Consider the following 18,245-nt stretch of genomic DNA (forward strand, 5'->3'; position numbering starts at 1 on the left):
GGGCTACACTACCCCTTTCTTTTATTATTACCGAACGCGCCGTGACGTTATAATCTGGCACAGAAACCATTGAGATGGTTTAATGAGTCATTATTGTCGCTGCAGGGAACCCTGTTGATTCCTGACAGATTCCCGTTGAGGTAATTCATTGAGAGAAAGTCTGTTTTTCGTTTCAGTTTTTATTGCCTCAATCACCTTCATTTTCATCTGGATCATGCTTATCGGCCCAATGAAGGGGGAGGAAAAGACATATGTGCAGGATTCAACGACATTTGCGATAGCCGTGATGGTGCTACTGTTGATGGCATTTGTCGCCGTGACGGTCACGGTTCTTCTTTTTTAGAGAGCGTCCCAAAAATACGCAGAGGGTTTGAATCGGGGAAACGGTATCAAATTTCGAGCCTTGCGAGAATGTGGCCGAAATACAATAAACTGGTATTTCAGCCACTTCTATTGCCCGTTAGTGTTTTATCATCACATGCCGTACAACCGTATAATCTTCAAGACCATACACCGACATATCTTTCCCGTAGCCCGATAACTTCATTCCGCCGTGCGGCATTTCGCTGACCAGCATAAAGTGGGTATTAACCCAGGTGCAGCCATATTGCAGACGCGCACTCATGCGGTGGGCACACCCCACATCTTTTGTCCAGACAGACGAAGCCAGACCATATTGCGAATCGTTAGCCCAGCAAAGTACCTGCGCTTCGTCATCGAATTCGGTGATGCTCACCACCGGGCCAAAAACCTCGCGCTGAACAATGGCATCGTCCTGTTTTGCCCCTGCCAGCAGGGTTGGCTGGAAGTAGTACCCCGCCCCTTCTTTTTTACTTCCGCCCGTCACAACGCGAATGTGGCTGAGCGCTTTTGCCTCATCCACGGCCTGACAGACACGTGACAGGTGCGCTGCGGAACTGAGCGGCCCGAGCTCAGTCGAACCGTTCTCCGGTGCGCCCATCTTCAGGCTGGCGACCGCCGCACCCAGTTTTTCCACCAGCGCGGCATAAATGCCCTTCTGGGCATAAATACGGCAGGCCGCCGTACAGTCCTGTCCGGCGTTGTAGAAACCAAAAGTACGTACACCTTCGACAACCGCATCGAGATCCGCGTCATCAAAGACGATAACCGGCGCTTTGCCACCCAGCTCCATATGCGTACGTTTAATGGATGAGGCCGTATGCCCGATGATATGTTCCCCGGTGGCAATCGAACCGGTTAGCGACACCATGCGGACTTTTTCGTGTCCGGTCAGCGGGTCACCCACTGTTTTACCGCGACCAAACAGCACGTTCAGCACGCCAGCCGGGAAGATATCTTTCGCCAGCTCAGCCAGTTTTAAGGCCGTCAGTGGGGTAATTTCAGACGGTTTGATCACCACGCAGTTTCCTGCCGCCAGTGCCGGGGCCAGCTTCCAGGCGGCCATCATCAGCGGATAGTTCCACGGTGCAATCGATGCGACAACGCCGACCGGATCGCGGCGGATCATCGACGTGTGGCCATCAAGATACTCCCCGGCGGCCAGCCCGTTCAGACAGCGTGCCGCTCCGGCGAAGAAACGAAAGACGTCAACCACCGCCGGAATTTCATCTCCCCGCGCACAATGCAGCGGTTTGCCACAGTTAAGGGACTCAAGATGTGCGAACTCGTCTGCATGCGCTTCAATGACGTCAGCCAGTTTCAGCAAACACTCAGCGCGCGTTTTGGGGGTTGTTTGCCCCCACTCAGTAAATGCCCGATCGGCGGATAATACGGCAGCATCAACCTGTGCCGCCGAGGCTTCGGCAATCTCCAGCAAGACTTCTCCGGTGGCGGGGTTATACACCGGCTGTTTTTCCCCTTCTCCGGTCACCAGTTCACCATTAATCAGCAGTTGATTTTGCATAGCATTGTCCTGTTGAAATCAAAGTTATTTCCCGCTACCGGCAATGTTTTCGCCGTCGCGGGTTAGCCACCAGGCTCCCAGAATGGGGATGGTTGTGACCAGCATCACCAGCAGTGCAACCACGTTGGTGACCGGTACGTCACGCGGACGTCCGAGCTGGTTAAGCAACCACAGCGGTAACGTGCGCTCGTGTCCCGCCGTAAATGTTGTGACGATAATTTCGTCAAACGACAGCGCAAACGCCAGCATGCCACCGGCCAGCAGTGCCGATCCCAGATTGGGTAGCACCACATAGCGGAAGGTTTGCCAGCCGTCTGCCCCTAAATCCATCGACGCTTCCACCAGGTTCCAGGAGGTGCGTCTGAACCGGGCAATCACGTTGTTAAACACCACCACCACGCAGAAGGTGGCGTGACCAATGACGATCGTGAAAAAGCCGGGTTCAAGGTTGATGGTTTTGAATGCCGTCAGCAGCGCCAGACCGGTGATGATCCCCGGCAGCGCAATCGGTAGCAGCAGCAACAGCGAGATAGCGTTTTTGCCAAAAAACTCGCTTCGCCATAGCGCCGCTGCAGCAAGCGTGCCAAGTATTAACGCAACGCCGGTCGATAAGGCAGCGATCTGAAGTGACAACGTCACTGAATCAATGATATCCCCGCGTCCTGCTGCCACGCTAAACCACTTCAGCGTGAGCCCCTGTGGCGGGAAACTGAAGGCTGCATCTTCGGTATTAAACGCATAGGTGGCGATAATCAGCAGTGGGAAATGCAGGAAGATAACCCCTCCCCACGCTGCCACTTTCAGGAACAACGGTGCGCGTTCAGAGTGCATCGAACGCTCCCAGACGTTTCACGAACGCCAGATAGAGAGAGATAAGTATTATCGGAACCAGCGTGAACGCGGCGGCCATTGGCATGTTCCCGATAGCCCCCTGCTGGGAATAGACCATGTTACCGATGAAATAACCCGGCGGCCCTACCAGCTGAGGAACAATAAAATCCCCCAGCGTCAGCGAGAACGTAAATATCGACCCGGCCGCAATGCCCGGGATCGCCAGCGGCAGGACGACGTAACGGAAGGTCTGGCGAGGACGAGCGCCGAGGTCAGCGGATGCCTGCAATAAAGAGACTGGCAGTCGTTCCAGCGCCGCCTGCACGGGCAGGATCATAAACGGCAGCCAGATGTAGACGAACACCAGAAAGCGCCCCAGACCTGACGTCGACAGTGTGTTTCCACCAATCGCAGGCAGTGTAAGAAGAGATGCCAGAATCGGCTCCAGCCCCATATGGCTAAGGAACCACTGCGCCACGCCGTCTTTCGCCAGCAGCAACGTCCACGCATAGGCCTTAACAATATAGCTTGCCCACATCGGCAGCATAACGGCGATATAGAAGAAGGCTTTCCACTTGCCGCTGGTATAGCGCGCCATGTACCACGCCATCGGGAACGCCAGAATTGCACTGGCTATTGTGACGGCAATCGCCATCACCAGGGTGCGGATGATGATGTCATAGTTTGCCGGGTTGAAAAGCGCCTGAATGTTCGCAAAGGTCAGATCCGGTGTGACCGACATGGTAAAGTCGTCAAAGGTATAGAACCCCTGCCACAGTAAGGTCAGGAGCGAGCCTAAATAGACGATACCAAACCACATCAGGGGCGCGAGCAGAAGCAGGAACAGCCCAAGCGACGGCTTGCGCCAGAACAGTGCGGTAAGGCGGCTTAAGGTGCTGCGCGGTGTGGGAGGGTGTGAAGCGCTCATATCCATGTCACCTCTCCTCATGCAGCCGGATCATGGCGTCGCGCGACCACGATGCCAGCACCGGCTGCCCAGGCTCAACGCCAGTCTGCAGCGTTGTACCACTAAGATTGGCCTGACTCACCAGCAGTTTCGCGCCATCGGCGAGTTTGAGTTCAAACCGCGTAGCCGCCCCCTGATACTGCACCGCCTGCACCACGCCCTGCACCTGAATCTCGCCGCCTTCGTTAAGGCGAATATGTTCCGGGCGCAGGGAGTACATCCCTTCCATTCCGCACACCCGCTGAGCAAGACTGGCGTCAAAAACGTTCGAGGTGCCGACAAAACTTGCCACAAACGGTGTACGCGGGCGCATGTAAAGCTCGCGCGGGGTATCAACCTGCTCAATGCGTCCATTGTTGAATACCGCCACCCGGTCAGACATTGAGAGGGCTTCACCCTGATCGTGAGTGACAAAAATGAAGGTAATACCGAGTTCCTGCTGAAGTTTCTTCAGCTCAAACTGCATCTGCTCACGCAGTTTGAGATCGAGTGCGCCTAACGGTTCATCCAGCAGTAATACGCGGGGTTCGTTGACCAACGCCCGCGCGATGGCGACACGCTGACGCTGTCCACCCGAAAGCTGCGAGGGCTTGCGCGCAACAGCAAAGCTTAACCCGACTTTGTCCAGCGCATCACGCGCCTGTGCATGGCGCTTTTTCTTGTCGACACCTTTCACCATCAGCCCGTAAGCGACGTTGTCGAGGATCGACATATGCGGGAACAACGCGTAATCCTGGAAAACGGTGTTCACATCCCGCTCCCAGGGAGGCAGTTCGCTCGCCTCTTTGCCGAAGATGCTAATTGCCCCTCCGGATAGCTGCTCAAAACCGGCTATCAGGCGCAGGCAGGTGGTTTTGCCGGAGCCCGAAGGCCCCAGCATGGAGAAGAATTCTCCGTCGCGAATACCAATGGTGACCCCATCCACCGCCCGCACGTCGCCGTACAGACGGGAAACGTCATTAAACTCTACCGCGTACGTCATGTTCTGCTCCCGGTCGATTAACGGCCGCCCATGATGGCGATGTAATCCTGCGTCCAGCGGCTGTACGGTACAAATTTGCCCCCTTCTGCAATCGGTGTTTTCCAGAACATAATTTTGTCGAAGTCGTTATACCCGTTGGTTTCACAACCTTTGTCACCCAGCAGCGTGCTGGCCTTACACCCTTGCGGCACAACCGGTAGTGAGCCAAACCATGCGGCCAGATCGCCCTGCACTTTTGGCGTCAGTGACCAGTTCATCCATTTGTAGGCACACATCGGGTGTTTTGCCTGCGCGTGAAGCATGGTGGTGTCTGCCCAGCCTGTTACCCCCTCTTTCGGGAACACGGTGGCGATAGGCTGGTTTTCCGCTTTCAGGGCATTCGCCTGATATGGCCAGGCGCTGGAGGCCACGACGCCTTCATTTTTAAAGTCGCTCATCTGCACCGTGGTGTCATGCCAGTAGCGGTGGATCAGGGCATGCTGCTCGCGCAGCACCTTCAGAACGGCGGCATACTGTTTTTCCGTCAACTGGTACGGGTCAGTAATGCCCAGCGCGGGCTGAGTGGCTTTGACGAACAGTGCCGCATCGGCAATGTAAATCGGGCCGTCATAGGCCTGCACGCGCCCCTGATTGGTTTTACCGTCCGGCAGGTCTTGTTGCACGAAGACGACCTTCCAGCTATCCGGTGGGGTTGGGAATGTTTTGGTGTTGTACATCAGCAGGTTCGGTCCCCACTGATACGGCGTGCCGTAGACCTTGCCTCCCACGTTGAACCACTCGCCTTTGACGATGCGCGGATCGAGGGTTTTCCAGTTTGGGATCAGGTCGGGATTAATGGCCTGAACGCGTTTTCCCATGATCAGACGCAGCGAAGCATCACCCGACGCGGTGACCAGGTCATAGCCCCCTTTCGCCATCAGGCTGACCATCTCATCAGAGGTTGCTGCGGTTTTCACATTGACTGCACAACCGGTCTCTTTTTCAAACTGCGTGACCCAGTCATAGTTTTTATCGGTCTGACCCCGTTCGATGTATCCAGGCCAGGCAATAATATCCAGCCGTCCTTCCCCGTCGCCGATAGCCTTGGGTGGCTCAGCGGCTTGCGCTGTCATGATAGCCATGCCGAGCGCACACAGGCTGCTGCGGGCAAATTTTTTGCTCATTAGATTTACTCCTGTCGCAATGAAATTTGGCGGCAGCCGTGCCGTAAAAATATCTCCCTTATTAAACGTAGACCGCGCAAATGCGCCGCACCGTTCGGCTTAAGGAAATTTCATCAGGTTGTGACCGAGGACGCATTCCCCGTTAACTGGATTATAGACAAGGGGTTAGCAGTGCGAGGGCGCAGGCAGAATGCCTGAGATACGGCGCTGAGCGGTATTTGCAACGCCGTCGTAAAGATAAAACAGGATTATTTAAATAAGCGGGTAATCTTTATTATTCCAGCATCTCGCTAATTAATTTTCCTAACTGTATAACGGCCTGTTCTTCCCGCTCCCCCCACGTCCAGGAGGTATTAAAACGGAAGAACGGTACCCAGGCATCCGAAGTTGAAAACATCTTACCTGGCGCAATGCTGATATGGTGGGTTAACGCTTTCTCGCTTAATAACCCGGCATCAAGTTGTGCCGGAAGCTCCAGCCATAAAAAGTAGCCGCTGTCGTTATGGTGAATTTTGACACCTGCAGGCATATGGCGCAAAAGTGACTGCCAGGCCTGTTGCTTGCGCTCGGCCAGCGTGCGTCGCAGGCGACGAAGGTGGGCGTCATAACGTTTGGTTGCCAGATAATCCACCAGAGCAAGCTGCATGGGAGAACTGGTGGAAAGCGTGCTCATCAGCTGTAACTGCTGAATACGCCGCGCATGTTTCCCCGCTGCCACCCAGCCGATGCGAAATCCCGCCACCAGACATTTCGAAAATGACGAGCAGTGCAGCGTCATGTCCTGGCGATCCCAGGCTTTTGCCGGCAATGGCTTTTCCCGGCCAAAATAGAGTTCGCTGTAGACATCATCTTCAATCAGCGTGACGTGGTGCTTTGTTAGCAGCGCGACCAGTTGCACTTTTTTCTCCGCGCTGAGCGTAAAGCCCAACGGGTTTTGACTGTTGGTCATCAACCAGCAGGCTTTCACCGGGTAGTCATTCAGCGCCTGTTCAAGCGCATTCAGGTCGATCCCTTCACGAACGTCCGTCGCAATCGACAACGCCTTTAGTTTCAGGCGTTCCAGCGCCTGCAATGCGCCGTAGAAACAGGGGTTTTCGACGATCACCCAGTCGCCCGGTTCGGTCACTGCCTGCAAACTCAGGTTGAGCGCTTCGAGTGCCCCGGCAGTGATAACAATCTCTTCCGGTGAGATATTCATCCCCTGCTGCGCATAGCGACGGGCAATGGCGTGGCGTAGATCAACGTTACCCGGCGGCAGGTTTTCAATCACGCTCATCGCCGTGGCGGTTTTGCTGACGTTAGCCAGCGAACGGTTGAGTTGCTGAAGCGGGAAAAGTCGGGGGTCAGGAAACGCGGAAGCAAAAGGAACAACAGACGGATCGCGGCTGGCCTGTAGCACGTCGAAGATATAGGTGTTGATATCCACCACTTCGTCGCGCATCACCTGGGCAGGCGGTGCAGGCTGTTGTGCGGTCGGGCGCGAGGCAACGTAATAGCCCGACTGCGGTCTGGCGACAATGCGCCCCTGACTTTCCAGCATCTGATACGCGTGGCCAACGGTCATGAAACTCATGCCGCTGCTCGCCACCTGCTCTCGCAGCGAAGGCAGCTTATCGCCCGGCAACCATACGCCAAGCTCAATCTGCGAGATAATTTGTTGCGCCAGACGCTGGTATTTTTTCATCAGATTCTCCTTATTGCCGACAGTGTATATCAGCAGGAGAAAAAGAGAAGATTTTGCTAACTGTTATGGAAAGCGGTGCTAATTACTTACGAAACTCAGTGACGTGACGTTGTGCGATACGCGCTGCGGCCAGGTGGTCGAGCGTAATCATTGGCGATTTGCAAAAGATGCATTTCGCGCCATGAGGGTTTTTCTCAGACACATCAAAAACTGAGGTACGGTACTGCGAGCCATGACAGCATGGGCAGCGGAAATGGATATAAGAAGTCATAGGATTCTCCTGTAAACGTAAAACACGTAAATTACTAATGGGCCGATCAGGCAATAGTGGTTTGAAACAAAACTAATCGGAATGTAGATAAAGACCCAAGAGAGGCTGCGGAGAGGCACAACGTGATGAGAACTGCTTTATAAAACTACGTCAGATATTTATTTGGACTCAAAACCAGAAGACCATTAACGCACGTCGTTGACGACAAGGCAAGCGGTTTAATGCGTAAAATTCATAACAATAAATTTCTTATTCACTGAACATCATATATATCAGATGACTAAAATGCGGTGATTCAAGTAACTGTTATACATAAATTTCACTTTTCTGCGTCTGATAGTTACCTTTTCGACCCTATACCATAACAGCACACCGTTTGACATTGAGGCTGTGCATGTTTGGTTTAGATGCTTTTCACCTTGCACGGATACAGTTTGCCTTTACCGTATCCTTTCACATTATTTTCCCGGCGATCACCATCGGCCTGGCGAGCTATCTTGCCGTGCTGGAAGGCTTATGGCTGAAATCCAAAAATCCGGTCTGGCGTTCGCTGTACCATTTCTGGTCGAAGATCTTCGCTGTTAACTTTGGCATGGGCGTGGTCTCCGGGCTGGTGATGGCCTACCAGTTTGGTACCAACTGGAGCGGATTCTCCCAGTTCGCGGGCAGTATTACCGGCCCGCTGCTCACTTATGAAGTGCTCACCGCCTTCTTCCTTGAGGCCGGGTTCCTCGGCGTGATGTTGTTTGGCTGGAATAAAGTCGGGCCGGGACTGCACTTTTTTGCCACCTGCATGGTCGCGCTGGGGACGATCATCTCAACCTTCTGGATCCTCTCCTCCAACAGCTGGATGCAGACCCCGCAGGGTTATGAGATCGTCAATGGACAGGTTGTGCCGGTGGACTGGTTTGCCGTGGTCTTTAACCCTTCCTTCCCCTATCGTCTCCTGCACATGTCGATAGCGGCTTTCCTCAGTAGCGCGCTGTTTGTCGGAGCATCGGCAGCCTGGCACCTGCTACGTGGCAATAATACCCCCGCCATTCGTGCCATGTTCTCAATGGCATTGTGGATGACCCTGATTGTGGCCCCCATTCAGGCAATGGTGGGTGATATGCATGGGCTTAATACCTTAAAACACCAGCCCGCAAAAATTGCCGCCATTGAAGGTCACTGGGAAAACCCGCCGGGTGAGCCGACGCCACTGCTGCTGTTTGGCTGGCCGGATATGGAACAGGAGCGCACCCGTTTTGGTCTGGAAATCCCGGCACTCGGTAGCCTGATCCTGACGCACAGCCTGGAAAAGCAGGTTCCGGCGCTTAAGGAGTTCCCGAAGGAAGACCGTCCAAATTCCACCATCGTCTTCTGGTCATTTCGCATTATGGCGGGGTTAGGCATGTTGATGCTGCTGCTGGGCGTGGTGGCGCTCTGGTTACGTTATAAAAAACGCGTCTACTCTTCGCGTCCCTTCCTGTGGTTTGCCCTGGTGATGGGACCGTCCGGGCTGATTGCCATTCTGGCGGGATGGGTGACAACCGAAGTGGGCCGCCAGCCGTGGGTCGTCTACGGGCTACAGCGAACCAAAGATGCCGTCTCTGCGCATGGCGATCTGCATATGAGCGTGAGTTTGCTGGCCTTCTTCGTCGTCTATACCTCAGTATTTGGCGTGGGTTACAGCTACATGGTGCGCCTTATCAGGAAAGGGCCTCAGCCTCATGAATCGTTCGCCACCGAGTCCGACGGACGTCCGGCACGCCCACTTTCTGCTGTCACCACTGACTATAAGGAGAAGCCATAATGGGTATCGATCTTTCCATTATCTGGTTTGTCATCATCGTCTTCGCCACCCTGATGTATATCGTGATGGATGGTTTTGATCTGGGGATAGGTATTCTGTTCCCGACCACACAAAACGCCGACGATCGCGATGTGATGGTGAACAGCGTCGCCCCCGTCTGGGACGGTAACGAAACCTGGCTGGTGCTTGGCGGGGCGGACCTGTTCGGCGCATTTCCGCTGGCCTACGCGGTGATCATCGACGCCCTCACCATCCCGCTAACATTAATGCTGATCGGACTTATTTTCCGCGGCGTGGCCTTTGAGTTTCGCTTTAAAGCAACCCCGGCACACCGTCCCTTCTGGGATAAAGCCTTTATTGGCGGGTCGATTCTGGCAACGTTTACCCAGGGTATTACGGTTGGGGCAGTAATCAATGGGTTCTCTGTTACAGAACGTGCGTATAGCGGTGGGCCATTTGACTGGTTAACCCCGTTTAACCTGTTCTGCGGCGCAGGCCTGGTGGCAGCCTACGCGCTGCTGGGGGCTACGTGGCTGGTGATGAAAAGTGAAAATACCCTACAGCAGCGTATGCGCCGGGTATCGAAAATGTTGTTAATCGTGCTTCTGGCTTTCATTGCAGTAATCAGCCTCTGGACACCGCTGGCGCAACCGGCCATTGCCGCACGCTGGTTTACACTGCCCAATCTGTTCTTCCTGCTGCCCGTCCCGGCTCTGGTTGTTATCCTGAGCCTGTGTCAGTGGCGCAGTCTGAACAATCCTGATAGCCATAACCTGCCGTTTATTCTGACGCTGGGGCTAATTTTCCTCGGGTTTAGCGGGCTTGGGATCAGCATCTGGCCGCATATTATTCCACCATCGATTACCCTCTGGCAGGCTGCGGCACCGGTACAAAGCCAGGGCTTTATGCTGGTGGGCGCGCTGCTGATCATTCCCGTTATCCTGGTCTACACCTTCTGGAGTTATTACGTATTTCGCGGGAAAGTTCAGCATGGCGAGGGGTATCACTGATGCAACAACCTGTCTGGAAACGTCTGATATGGCTGGTCATTATCTGGGGGGGAAGCGTACTGGCACTGGCCTGCGTGAGTATGCTTTTTCGAATGTTGATGACGGCGGCGGGGTTTAAATCTCACTAACTTACACCCCGGGCAGCCACGGTGTTGCCCGGTAACGCCCCGCACTTTCAGATAAACCCCATTAACACGCCACGGAGTATCGTTACACTAAAATTGATTTACGGTATTTATAGTTTGAGAAGAAAAATGAAAAAGCTTGTTGCGTTAAGTGTTATCAGTCTTGTCCTTGCTGGCTGCGTTAATCCAGGCAAAGCGTCCGTTCAGCCTAAGCAACTCCAGAACCACCGTTTTGTTCTGGAAAATGTGGACGGTAAAGCCGTGAAGACCACGACAACGCAACCTGAGATCAGCTTCAGCGCCCTGCCAGAGATCAGCCTGCTGAACAACATCACCGTCTCCGGCGCAATGTGCAACCGCTTCAACGGCCAGGGGAAATTGTCCGAAGGCGAGCTGAAGGTCAAAACGCTGGCAATGACCCGAAAATTATGTACCGACCCACAGCTTAATGCACTGGATCAGGCCATCGGCGATATGTTGCGCAAAGGCGCGCAGGTCGACCTGACGGAAGACCAGTTAACGCTGGCCACAGCCGAAAAAACGCTGACGTTTAAGCGCGCGGAGTAATCAGTAGTTACCGCAAGTTCCAACGGCAAGCGACTGTTCACTGCAGCGTTTGCCATTTGGCAACGCGCACATTCCAACCGCGGAACCGTCGAGCTGACGGGCGACAGAAAGCGAACCCCCAACCATTGCGCAGTTGGCTTGTCCTGAGCTGGACATAGCCGCTCTCATGCCTGGCGTCACGTGCGCCGCCGTTGCCTGCTGAACAGGTTCACTGCTACATGCCGACAACAATAACGCGGCACACCCAACCCAAAACGCTGAACGCATGTTCTCTCCCCCATAAATAAAGCGAAACCTATGCATCATAGGCATCACGCACCATGTCGTCGAGAGCGGAAGTGCGTATTTATGCGCTCCATTCACGTTTTCTCACAATTTTTAGGGGGTTTCGTTCCAGACCATTATGGTTGCAGTATATTGCCCCCTGCTTTCTTACATTTAGATAACTACCGGATTTCTGAGGACAACAAATAATGTCGTTCAATAATAAGAACCTGATTATTACTCTCTTATCCCTCTGCACCTTCCAGACTTATGCAGCACAATGCACAGCGGAAACCATCTCTAAAAACAATCTGAACAATTTCATCCTCCAGACTCAGCAGAATAAAGCAGGTATCCCCAAATCTGTTGAAATGTCGATTGAGAGTCCTGATGGGTATATCCGCGCACTGGCACAAAGCCACTTCAGTCAATGCGGAGAGCTCATTAGCAGCAGTGTAAAAGAGGTTAAAATCTCGACAGGCCCGAAATCCGTATTCACGGCAACTAATGATATTCAGTTGAATAAAAAGGAGTTTGGCTGGAGCATTCAGCTGAACGCGAATGGGGTAGCAACCGATAACAACAGCCGGAAGACCACACAGATCTATCGCCAGACGCTGGAGGGACAGTTCCTGCTTAACGATAAAGGCGTTATCAGCCACGCGGTTAACCGTGCAGTTATTGCGGCCACAAGGCCGGGAGATAAAGACATTAACACCGTGAGCAAAATAGACTACACCTTCAATTCATCAGGATTGCTGACAAGTGCAGCAAGCAAAGGAACGCTGGCGATAGATAATAATACGACTGAATACAGCTATGATGACAATAATCGTCTGCTCAAAACTCAATCACCCTCAACCATCGTAGAATATTCCTATGATAACGAGGGCCGTGAGTTATCCCTCAGCAAGACCCAGACATATTTCACTATCGAAAAAAATCTGACCACCTGCGAGGAGTGGAATTCGCATGGAGAATGCACACGCGCCAATATGGATATCACGATCACACCCGTCTCCCGGACGGGTAAACAGTATGTGGAAAAACACAAAGCCGTGTTGACGACGAAATACGAATACTGGAACTGACCACGACACATCACACGGGCATAAGAGCGCATTTTCTGCCAAAAAATTGATCTACTCATTGATGCCGACAATGCCAAGGACACAAAAGCGAAAATCGCAAAACCCGGGCTTTGCTAAAATGAAGAGATAATATTCAGGGTCTGTTGAGGTATGACAGACCCCTCTTTTTTGCGCAATGTAAGGGTGTCGTCCTATGCAAACTATTGACGGTAATGGTGCAGTCGCGTCAGTCGCGTTTCGCACCAGTGAAGTTATCGCCATCTACCCGATTACGCCAAGCTCTACGATGGCCGAACAGGCAGATGCCTGGGCCGGGAACGGGTTAAAAAACGTCTGGGGTGATGTCCCACGCGTGGTTGAAATGCAGTCCGAAGCCGGTGCAATTGCTGCGGTACATGGCGCGTTGCAGACGGGAGCCTTGTCCACGTCGTTTACGTCATCTCAGGGATTGCTGTTGATGATCCCGACGCTGTACAAACTGGCCGGTCAGCTGACACCGTTTGTCCTGCACGTCGCCGCCCGAACCATTGCGACCCACGCACTCTCCATTTTTGGCGATCACTCAGATGTGATGGCCGTGCGTCAGACGGGTTGCGCCATGCTTTGCGCCAGCAGCGTACAGGAAGCTCAGGACTTCGCGCTGATTTCACATATTGCGACGCTGAAAAGCCGCGTGCCGTTTATTCATTTCTTTGATGGTTTCCGCACCTCTCACGAAATCAACAAAATCGTTCCGCTGGCGGACGACACGATCCTGAATCTTCTGCCACAGGCGGAGATCGATGCCCATCGTGCCCGCGCGCTCAATCCGGAGCATCCGGTGATCCGCGGGACATCCGCAAACCCGGATACCTACTTCCAGTCCCGCGAGGCGACAAATCCGTGGTACAACGCCGTATATGACCATGTTGAGCAGGCGATGAATGACTTTGCCGCGGCTACCGGTCGTGAATACAAACCGTTTGAATACTACGGCCACCCGCAGGCGGAACGCGTGATTGTGCTGATGGGCTCCGCCATTGGTACCTGTGAAGAGGTGGTGGATGAGCTGCTGGCGCGTGGCGAAAAAGTTGGCGTGCTAAAAGTGCGTCTCTATCGCCCGTTCTCAGCCAGGCATCTGCTCTCTGCACTACCAGAAAGTGCGCGAACCGTGGCAGTGCTCGACCGAACAAAAGAACCCGGCGCTCACGCGGAACCACTTTATCTGGACGTCATGACCGCGCTGGCAGAAGCGTTCAATAATGGTGAACGCGAAACACTGCCGCGCGTAACTGGCGGCCGTTATGGCTTGTCATCAAAAGAGTTTGGCCCCGACTGCGTGCTTGCGGTGTTTAACGAACTGAACGAAGCAAAACCGAAGCCACGCTTTACCGTCGGCATTTATGATGATGTGACTAATCTCTCCCTGGTCTTACCGGAAAACACCCTGCCCTCGACGGCCAAACTCGAAGCACTATTTTATGGCTTAGGCAGTGACGGCAGTGTCTCGGCAACCAAGAACAACATCAAGATCATCGGGAACTCGACACCGTGGTATGCCCAGGGCTACTTCGTCTATGATTCCAAAAAAGCCGGCGGGCTGACCGTTTCCCACCTGCGCGTCAGCGAACACCCGATCCGCTCGGCCTATCTGATTTCGCAGGCCGATTTTGTGGGGTGTCACCAGCTGCAGTTTATCGACAAATACCAGATGGCAGAACGTCTGAAACCCGGTGGTATTTTCCTGCTCAATACGCCGTACAGCGCGGATGAGGTATGGGCACGCCTGCCGCAGGAAGTGCAGGCGGTACTGAACCAGAAAAAAGCCCGCCTCTTCGTGATTAACGCGGCAAAAATTGCCCGCGAATGCGGTCTGGCTGCGCGTATCAACACCGTCATGCAGATGGCCTTCTTCCATCTGACCCAAATTCTCCCGGGGGACAGCGCGCTGGCTGAACTGCAGGGTGCCATTGCCAAAAGTTACAGCAGCAAAGGGCAGGAGCTGGTTGAGCGTAACTGGCAGGCGCTGGCGCTGGCCCGTGAATCGCTGTTCGAAGTACCACTGCAGCAGGTCAATGCCGCCAGCCCGAACCGTCCTCCGGTGGTGTCTGATGCTGCACCTGATTTCGTCAAAACCGTCACGGCAGCCATGCTGGCCGGGCTTGGCGATGCCCTTCCCGTCTCTGCACTGCCGCCGGATGGAACCTGGCCGATGGGCACCACTCGCTGGGAAAAACGCAATATTGCCGAAGAGATCCCTATCTGGAAAGAGGCGCTGTGTACCCAGTGCAACCACTGCGTGGCCGCCTGTCCGCACTCGGCCATTCGTGCCAAAGTGGTTTCTCCCGAAGATATGGAAGCCGCGCCGGCCAGTCTGCATTCGCTGGATGTGAAATCCCGCGATATGCGTGGGCAGAAATATGTCCTTCAGGTTGCACCTGAAGATTGCACCGGCTGTAACCTGTGCGTCGAGGTGTGCCCGGCGAAAGATCGCCAGAACCCGGAAATCAAAGCCATCAATATGATGTCGCGTCTGGAACACGTTGAAGAAGAGAAAGTGAATTATGACTTCTTCCTGAACCTGCCGGAAATCGATCGTAGCAAACTGGAACGCATTGATATTCGAACCTCGCAGTTGATCACTCCGCTGTTTGAGTATTCCGGTGCCTGCTCCGGCTGTGGTGAAACACCGTACATTAAACTGCTCACGCAGTTGTATGGCGATCGGATGCTGATCGCCAACGCCACGGGTTGTTCGTCAATCTATGGTGGTAATCTGCCTTCCACTCCCTACACCACCGACGCACACGGCCGCGGCCCGGCATGGGCTAACTCGTTGTTTGAGGATAACGCCGAATTTGGTCTGGGTTTCCGCCTTACCGTTGACCAGCACCGCGCACGCGTGATGCGTTTACTGGCACAGTTTGCTGATAAGCTCCCCGCTGAGTTGAACGAGGCACTGCACGCCGAAGCGACTCCAGAGGTTCGCCGTGAGCAGGTAGCAGAGCTGCGCAAAGCCCTTCAGGGCGTGGACGGCGCAGAACAACTGCTGACCGACGCTGACGCCCTGGTTGAGAAATCTATCTGGTTGATTGGCGGCGACGGCTGGGCCTATGACATCGGGTTTGGCGGGCTGGATCACGTGCTGAGCCTGACCGAAAACGTCAACATTCTGGTGCTGGATACCCAGTGTTATTCCAATACCGGCGGTCAGGCCTCGAAAGCGACACCGCTGGGTGCTGTCACCAAATTTGGTGAACACGGCAAGCGCAAGGCGCGTAAAGATCTCGGTGTCAGTATGATGATGTACGGGCACGTTTACGTCGCACAAATCTCGCTGGGTGCCCAGCTTAACCAGACGGTGAAAGCGATTCAGGAAGCGGAATCTTACCCCGGTCCGTCGCTGATTATCGCCTACAGCCCTTGCGAGGAGCATGGCTACGATCTGGCGCTTAGCCACGATCAGATGCGTCAGCTTACGGCAACCGGCTTCTGGCCGTTGTATCGCTTCGACCCACGTCGTGCCGATGAAGGCAAATTGCCGCTGGCACTGGATTCACGTCCGCCGTCAGATGCCCTGGCCGAGACGTTAATGCAGGAACAACGCTTCCGTCGCCTCAATGCGCAACAGCCTGAAGTGGCTGAGCAGTTGTGGAAAGATGCGGCAGCCGACCTGCAGAAACGCTATGACTTCCTGGCACAAATGGCCGGTAAAGCGGAAAAGTCAACCGGTGAATAATCTCTCTGCCCGGCTTGTCCGGGCATTTTTTTACGCAAAAAAATGCCCGATGTATTTACATCGGGCTAATCCAGATTATCAAAGATAAACTATTTAAATTATTAAATAGTATTCATATGAATTATGGATGAACAATCTTAAGGCATATAACAGCACAGAGATTACCGTCTTCCCGTGAGAAATAATAATTTTATTTTTGTATAAATCTCAGTCAATCATTCACGAAACCAATTACTATTACCGCAGAATTATTCCGTTTAGATTTTACTTAATCAGTAACAATTATATTTTATTACTCTTTGCGGGAGTGATTTAGCATGGGACAACTTTCTCATTCAGAAAGTTCAATACGTAATTAAATAAAAACAACTGCAAAGGAATACCACAATGCAAAGAAAAGTACTGGCTCTGATTATTCCAGCTCTTTTAATGGCTGGCGCTGCACATGCGGCAGAAATCTATAACAAAGACGGCAACAAATTAGACCTGTACGGAAAAGTAGATGGTCTGCATTACTTCTCCGACGACAAAGGTGCTGATGGCGATCAGACTTACATGCGTCTGGGTTTCAAGGGTGAAACCCAGATCAACAACATGATGACCGGCTACGCGCAGTGGGAATACAACATTCAGGCTAACAATACCGAAGGCTCGGATAACCAGTCCTGGACCCGTCTGGCCTTCGCAGGTGTGAAGGTGGGCGACTACGGTTCCTTCGATTATGGCCGTAACTACGGCGTGCTGTACGACGTGGAAGGCTGGACCGATATGCTGCCTGAATTCGGTGGCGATTCCTACACCAAAGCCGATAACTTCATGACCGGCCGTGCCAACGGCGTGGCAACCTACCGTAACACCGATTTCTACGGTCTGGTTCAGGGTCTGAACTTTGCCCTGCAGTATCAGGGTAAGAACGAAGACGCCAGCAACAACCAGGAAGGTACTAACAACGGTCGCGACACGCGTCATGAGAACGGTGACGGTTTCGGTATTTCCACCACGTATGATTTCGGTATGGGTATCAGTGCAGGTGCGGCATATACCTCCTCCGATCGTAGTAATGACCAGGTGCGTAACACCACAGCGGGCGGCGATAAAGCCGATGCATGGACTGCAGGTCTGAAATATGATGCCAATAATATCTACCTGGCAACAATGTATTCTGAAACCCGCAATATGACACCTTACGGTGACAACGAAGATGCCGTGGCAAACAAAACACAGAACTTTGAAATTACCGCTCAATATCAGTTCGACTTTGGTCTGCGTCCGGCAATTTCTTACCTGCAGTCAAAAGGCAAAGACCTGGGTAACGGCGAAGGTGATAAAGACCTGGTTAAATACGCGGATGTCGGTGCAACCTATTACTTCAACAAAAACATGTCTACCTATGTTGATTATAAAATCAACTTGCTGGACGAAGATGACGCGTTCTACAAAAACAACGGTATCGGTACGGATGATATCGTAGCGTTAGGTCTGGTTTATCAGTTCTAATGCCAATAGCCCGCATATTTTTGCGGGCTAACTTTTTATACTCCTACGCCATACTCCTTTCAGCTTGCCGCACCACGTCTGAAATCCACTTTCTCGCTCCCCGCCACATCTCAGTACCAGCATGTTCCTGCCTGCAGATTTTCTGGTTTATGAGACCTATCTCAAATAAAATGCGCCTGTGACGGCATCGTTAAGGGAAAATTTAAGAAAATCAGCGTACAGTAAAAACGGAGTTTTACTACATAAGGATATCTGCGTGTTCCCCAGAGTATCATTAGTCCTGCTTGCCCTGTTGAGTTGTATCTGGATTACGCTACTCTTTGATTTTGGTGGTGCCGTTCACCACCTTGGTGAGTTGTTAAACCTGCTGGAAAATGACTAGCCGGCCTCTTTAC

General features: G+C 53.1%; 16 protein-coding genes. 8 read left to right on the forward strand and 8 right to left on the reverse strand.

Translation table 11 applies throughout. The features are described 5' to 3' along the window. Positions 1 to 460 precede the first annotated feature (460 nt). From patD to ACJ9N4_RS10165, 7 genes are all read right to left on the reverse strand, one after another. The gene (gene patD / locus ACJ9N4_RS10135) at positions 461 to 1,885 is read right to left on the reverse strand and encodes an aminobutyraldehyde dehydrogenase (protein WP_196390042.1); all 1,425 of its coding nucleotides are present in this window, start codon (positions 1,883 to 1,885) and stop codon (positions 461 to 463) included. A gap of 24 nt (positions 1,886 to 1,909) precedes the next feature. Further along, positions 1,910 to 2,716, reverse strand: a complete 807-nt coding sequence (locus ACJ9N4_RS10140) for an ABC transporter permease (RefSeq protein WP_182271536.1) — start codon at positions 2,714 to 2,716, stop codon at positions 1,910 to 1,912. After that, positions 2,706 to 3,644 (reverse strand): ABC transporter permease, encoded by a 939-nt coding sequence (locus ACJ9N4_RS10145; protein ID WP_182274520.1) that lies wholly within the window; start codon positions 3,642 to 3,644, stop codon positions 2,706 to 2,708. The genes ACJ9N4_RS10140 and ACJ9N4_RS10145 overlap by 11 nt, the downstream gene beginning before the upstream one ends. 7 nt (positions 3,645 to 3,651) lie before the next feature. Further along, positions 3,652 to 4,665 (reverse strand): ABC transporter ATP-binding protein, encoded by a 1,014-nt coding sequence (locus tag ACJ9N4_RS10150; RefSeq protein WP_411500442.1) that lies wholly within the window; start codon positions 4,663 to 4,665, stop codon positions 3,652 to 3,654. Between the two features lie 17 nt (positions 4,666 to 4,682). Next, entirely contained in the window at positions 4,683 to 5,828 is a 1,146-nt protein-coding gene (gene ydcS / locus ACJ9N4_RS10155; protein ID WP_182271538.1) for a putative ABC transporter substrate-binding protein YdcS, read from the reverse strand. A 274-nt stretch (positions 5,829 to 6,102) separates the two neighbouring features. Next, the gene (locus ACJ9N4_RS10160; RefSeq protein ID WP_411500443.1) at positions 6,103 to 7,512 is read right to left on the reverse strand and encodes a PLP-dependent aminotransferase family protein; all 1,410 of its coding nucleotides are present in this window, start codon (positions 7,510 to 7,512) and stop codon (positions 6,103 to 6,105) included. Positions 7,513 to 7,594: 82 nt separating this feature from the next. Beyond that, positions 7,595 to 7,783, reverse strand: coding sequence for a cold-shock protein (locus ACJ9N4_RS10165; protein ID WP_182271540.1), 189 nt, complete (start codon positions 7,781 to 7,783; stop codon positions 7,595 to 7,597). A gap of 394 nt (positions 7,784 to 8,177) precedes the next feature. On the opposite strand from ACJ9N4_RS10165, the gene ACJ9N4_RS10170 reads away from it, so the two are divergent. The 4 genes from ACJ9N4_RS10170 (at position 8,178) to hslJ (ending at position 11,280) form a co-directional block, all read left to right on the forward strand. After that, the gene (locus ACJ9N4_RS10170) at positions 8,178 to 9,578 is read left to right on the forward strand and encodes a cytochrome ubiquinol oxidase subunit I (RefSeq protein ID WP_196390043.1); all 1,401 of its coding nucleotides are present in this window, start codon (positions 8,178 to 8,180) and stop codon (positions 9,576 to 9,578) included. Further along, entirely contained in the window at positions 9,578 to 10,588 is a 1,011-nt protein-coding gene (gene cydB, locus ACJ9N4_RS10175) for a cytochrome d ubiquinol oxidase subunit II (RefSeq protein ID WP_411500444.1), read from the forward strand. Before ACJ9N4_RS10170 ends, cydB begins: the two co-directional genes overlap by 1 nt. Continuing rightward, the gene (locus ACJ9N4_RS10180) at positions 10,588 to 10,716 is read left to right on the forward strand and encodes a DUF2474 domain-containing protein (RefSeq protein ID WP_182271543.1); all 129 of its coding nucleotides are present in this window, start codon (positions 10,588 to 10,590) and stop codon (positions 10,714 to 10,716) included. Before cydB ends, ACJ9N4_RS10180 begins: the two co-directional genes overlap by 1 nt. 126 nt (positions 10,717 to 10,842) lie before the next feature. Beyond that, positions 10,843 to 11,280: a heat shock protein HslJ gene (gene hslJ / locus ACJ9N4_RS10185; RefSeq protein WP_182271544.1), complete on the forward strand. Its 438-nt coding sequence runs from the start codon at positions 10,843 to 10,845 to the stop codon at positions 11,278 to 11,280. On the opposite strand, the gene ACJ9N4_RS10190 is transcribed toward hslJ, so the two are convergent. Next, positions 11,281 to 11,547: a DUF333 domain-containing protein gene (locus tag ACJ9N4_RS10190; RefSeq protein ID WP_182271545.1), complete on the reverse strand. Its 267-nt coding sequence runs from the start codon at positions 11,545 to 11,547 to the stop codon at positions 11,281 to 11,283. A gap of 206 nt (positions 11,548 to 11,753) precedes the next feature. Between ACJ9N4_RS10190 and ACJ9N4_RS10195 the strand changes: the two genes are divergently transcribed. The 4 genes from ACJ9N4_RS10195 (at position 11,754) to ACJ9N4_RS10210 (ending at position 18,232) form a co-directional block, all read left to right on the forward strand. Further along, a complete protein-coding gene (locus tag ACJ9N4_RS10195) occupies positions 11,754 to 12,635 on the forward strand; it encodes a hypothetical protein (RefSeq protein ID WP_182271546.1) in 882 nt (293 codons plus the stop codon). 193 nt (positions 12,636 to 12,828) lie between these two features. Next, positions 12,829 to 16,353 (forward strand): pyruvate:ferredoxin (flavodoxin) oxidoreductase, encoded by a 3,525-nt coding sequence (nifJ, locus tag ACJ9N4_RS10200; protein ID WP_182271547.1) that lies wholly within the window; start codon positions 12,829 to 12,831, stop codon positions 16,351 to 16,353. Positions 16,354 to 16,740: 387 nt separating this feature from the next. Beyond that, on the forward strand, positions 16,741 to 17,850 hold the full coding sequence (ompC, locus tag ACJ9N4_RS10205; protein ID WP_182271548.1) for a porin OmpC: 1,110 nt from the start codon (positions 16,741 to 16,743) through the stop codon (positions 17,848 to 17,850). A gap of 256 nt (positions 17,851 to 18,106) precedes the next feature. Continuing rightward, entirely contained in the window at positions 18,107 to 18,232 is a 126-nt protein-coding gene (locus ACJ9N4_RS10210; RefSeq protein WP_269062462.1) for a hypothetical protein, read from the forward strand. Positions 18,233 to 18,245: the final 13 nt, after the last annotated feature.

The sequence above is a fragment of the Enterobacter sp. LM3 genome, assembly GCF_046622475.1.
GTDB classification, from domain to species: domain Bacteria; phylum Pseudomonadota; class Gammaproteobacteria; order Enterobacterales; family Enterobacteriaceae; genus Enterobacter; species Enterobacter cloacae_P.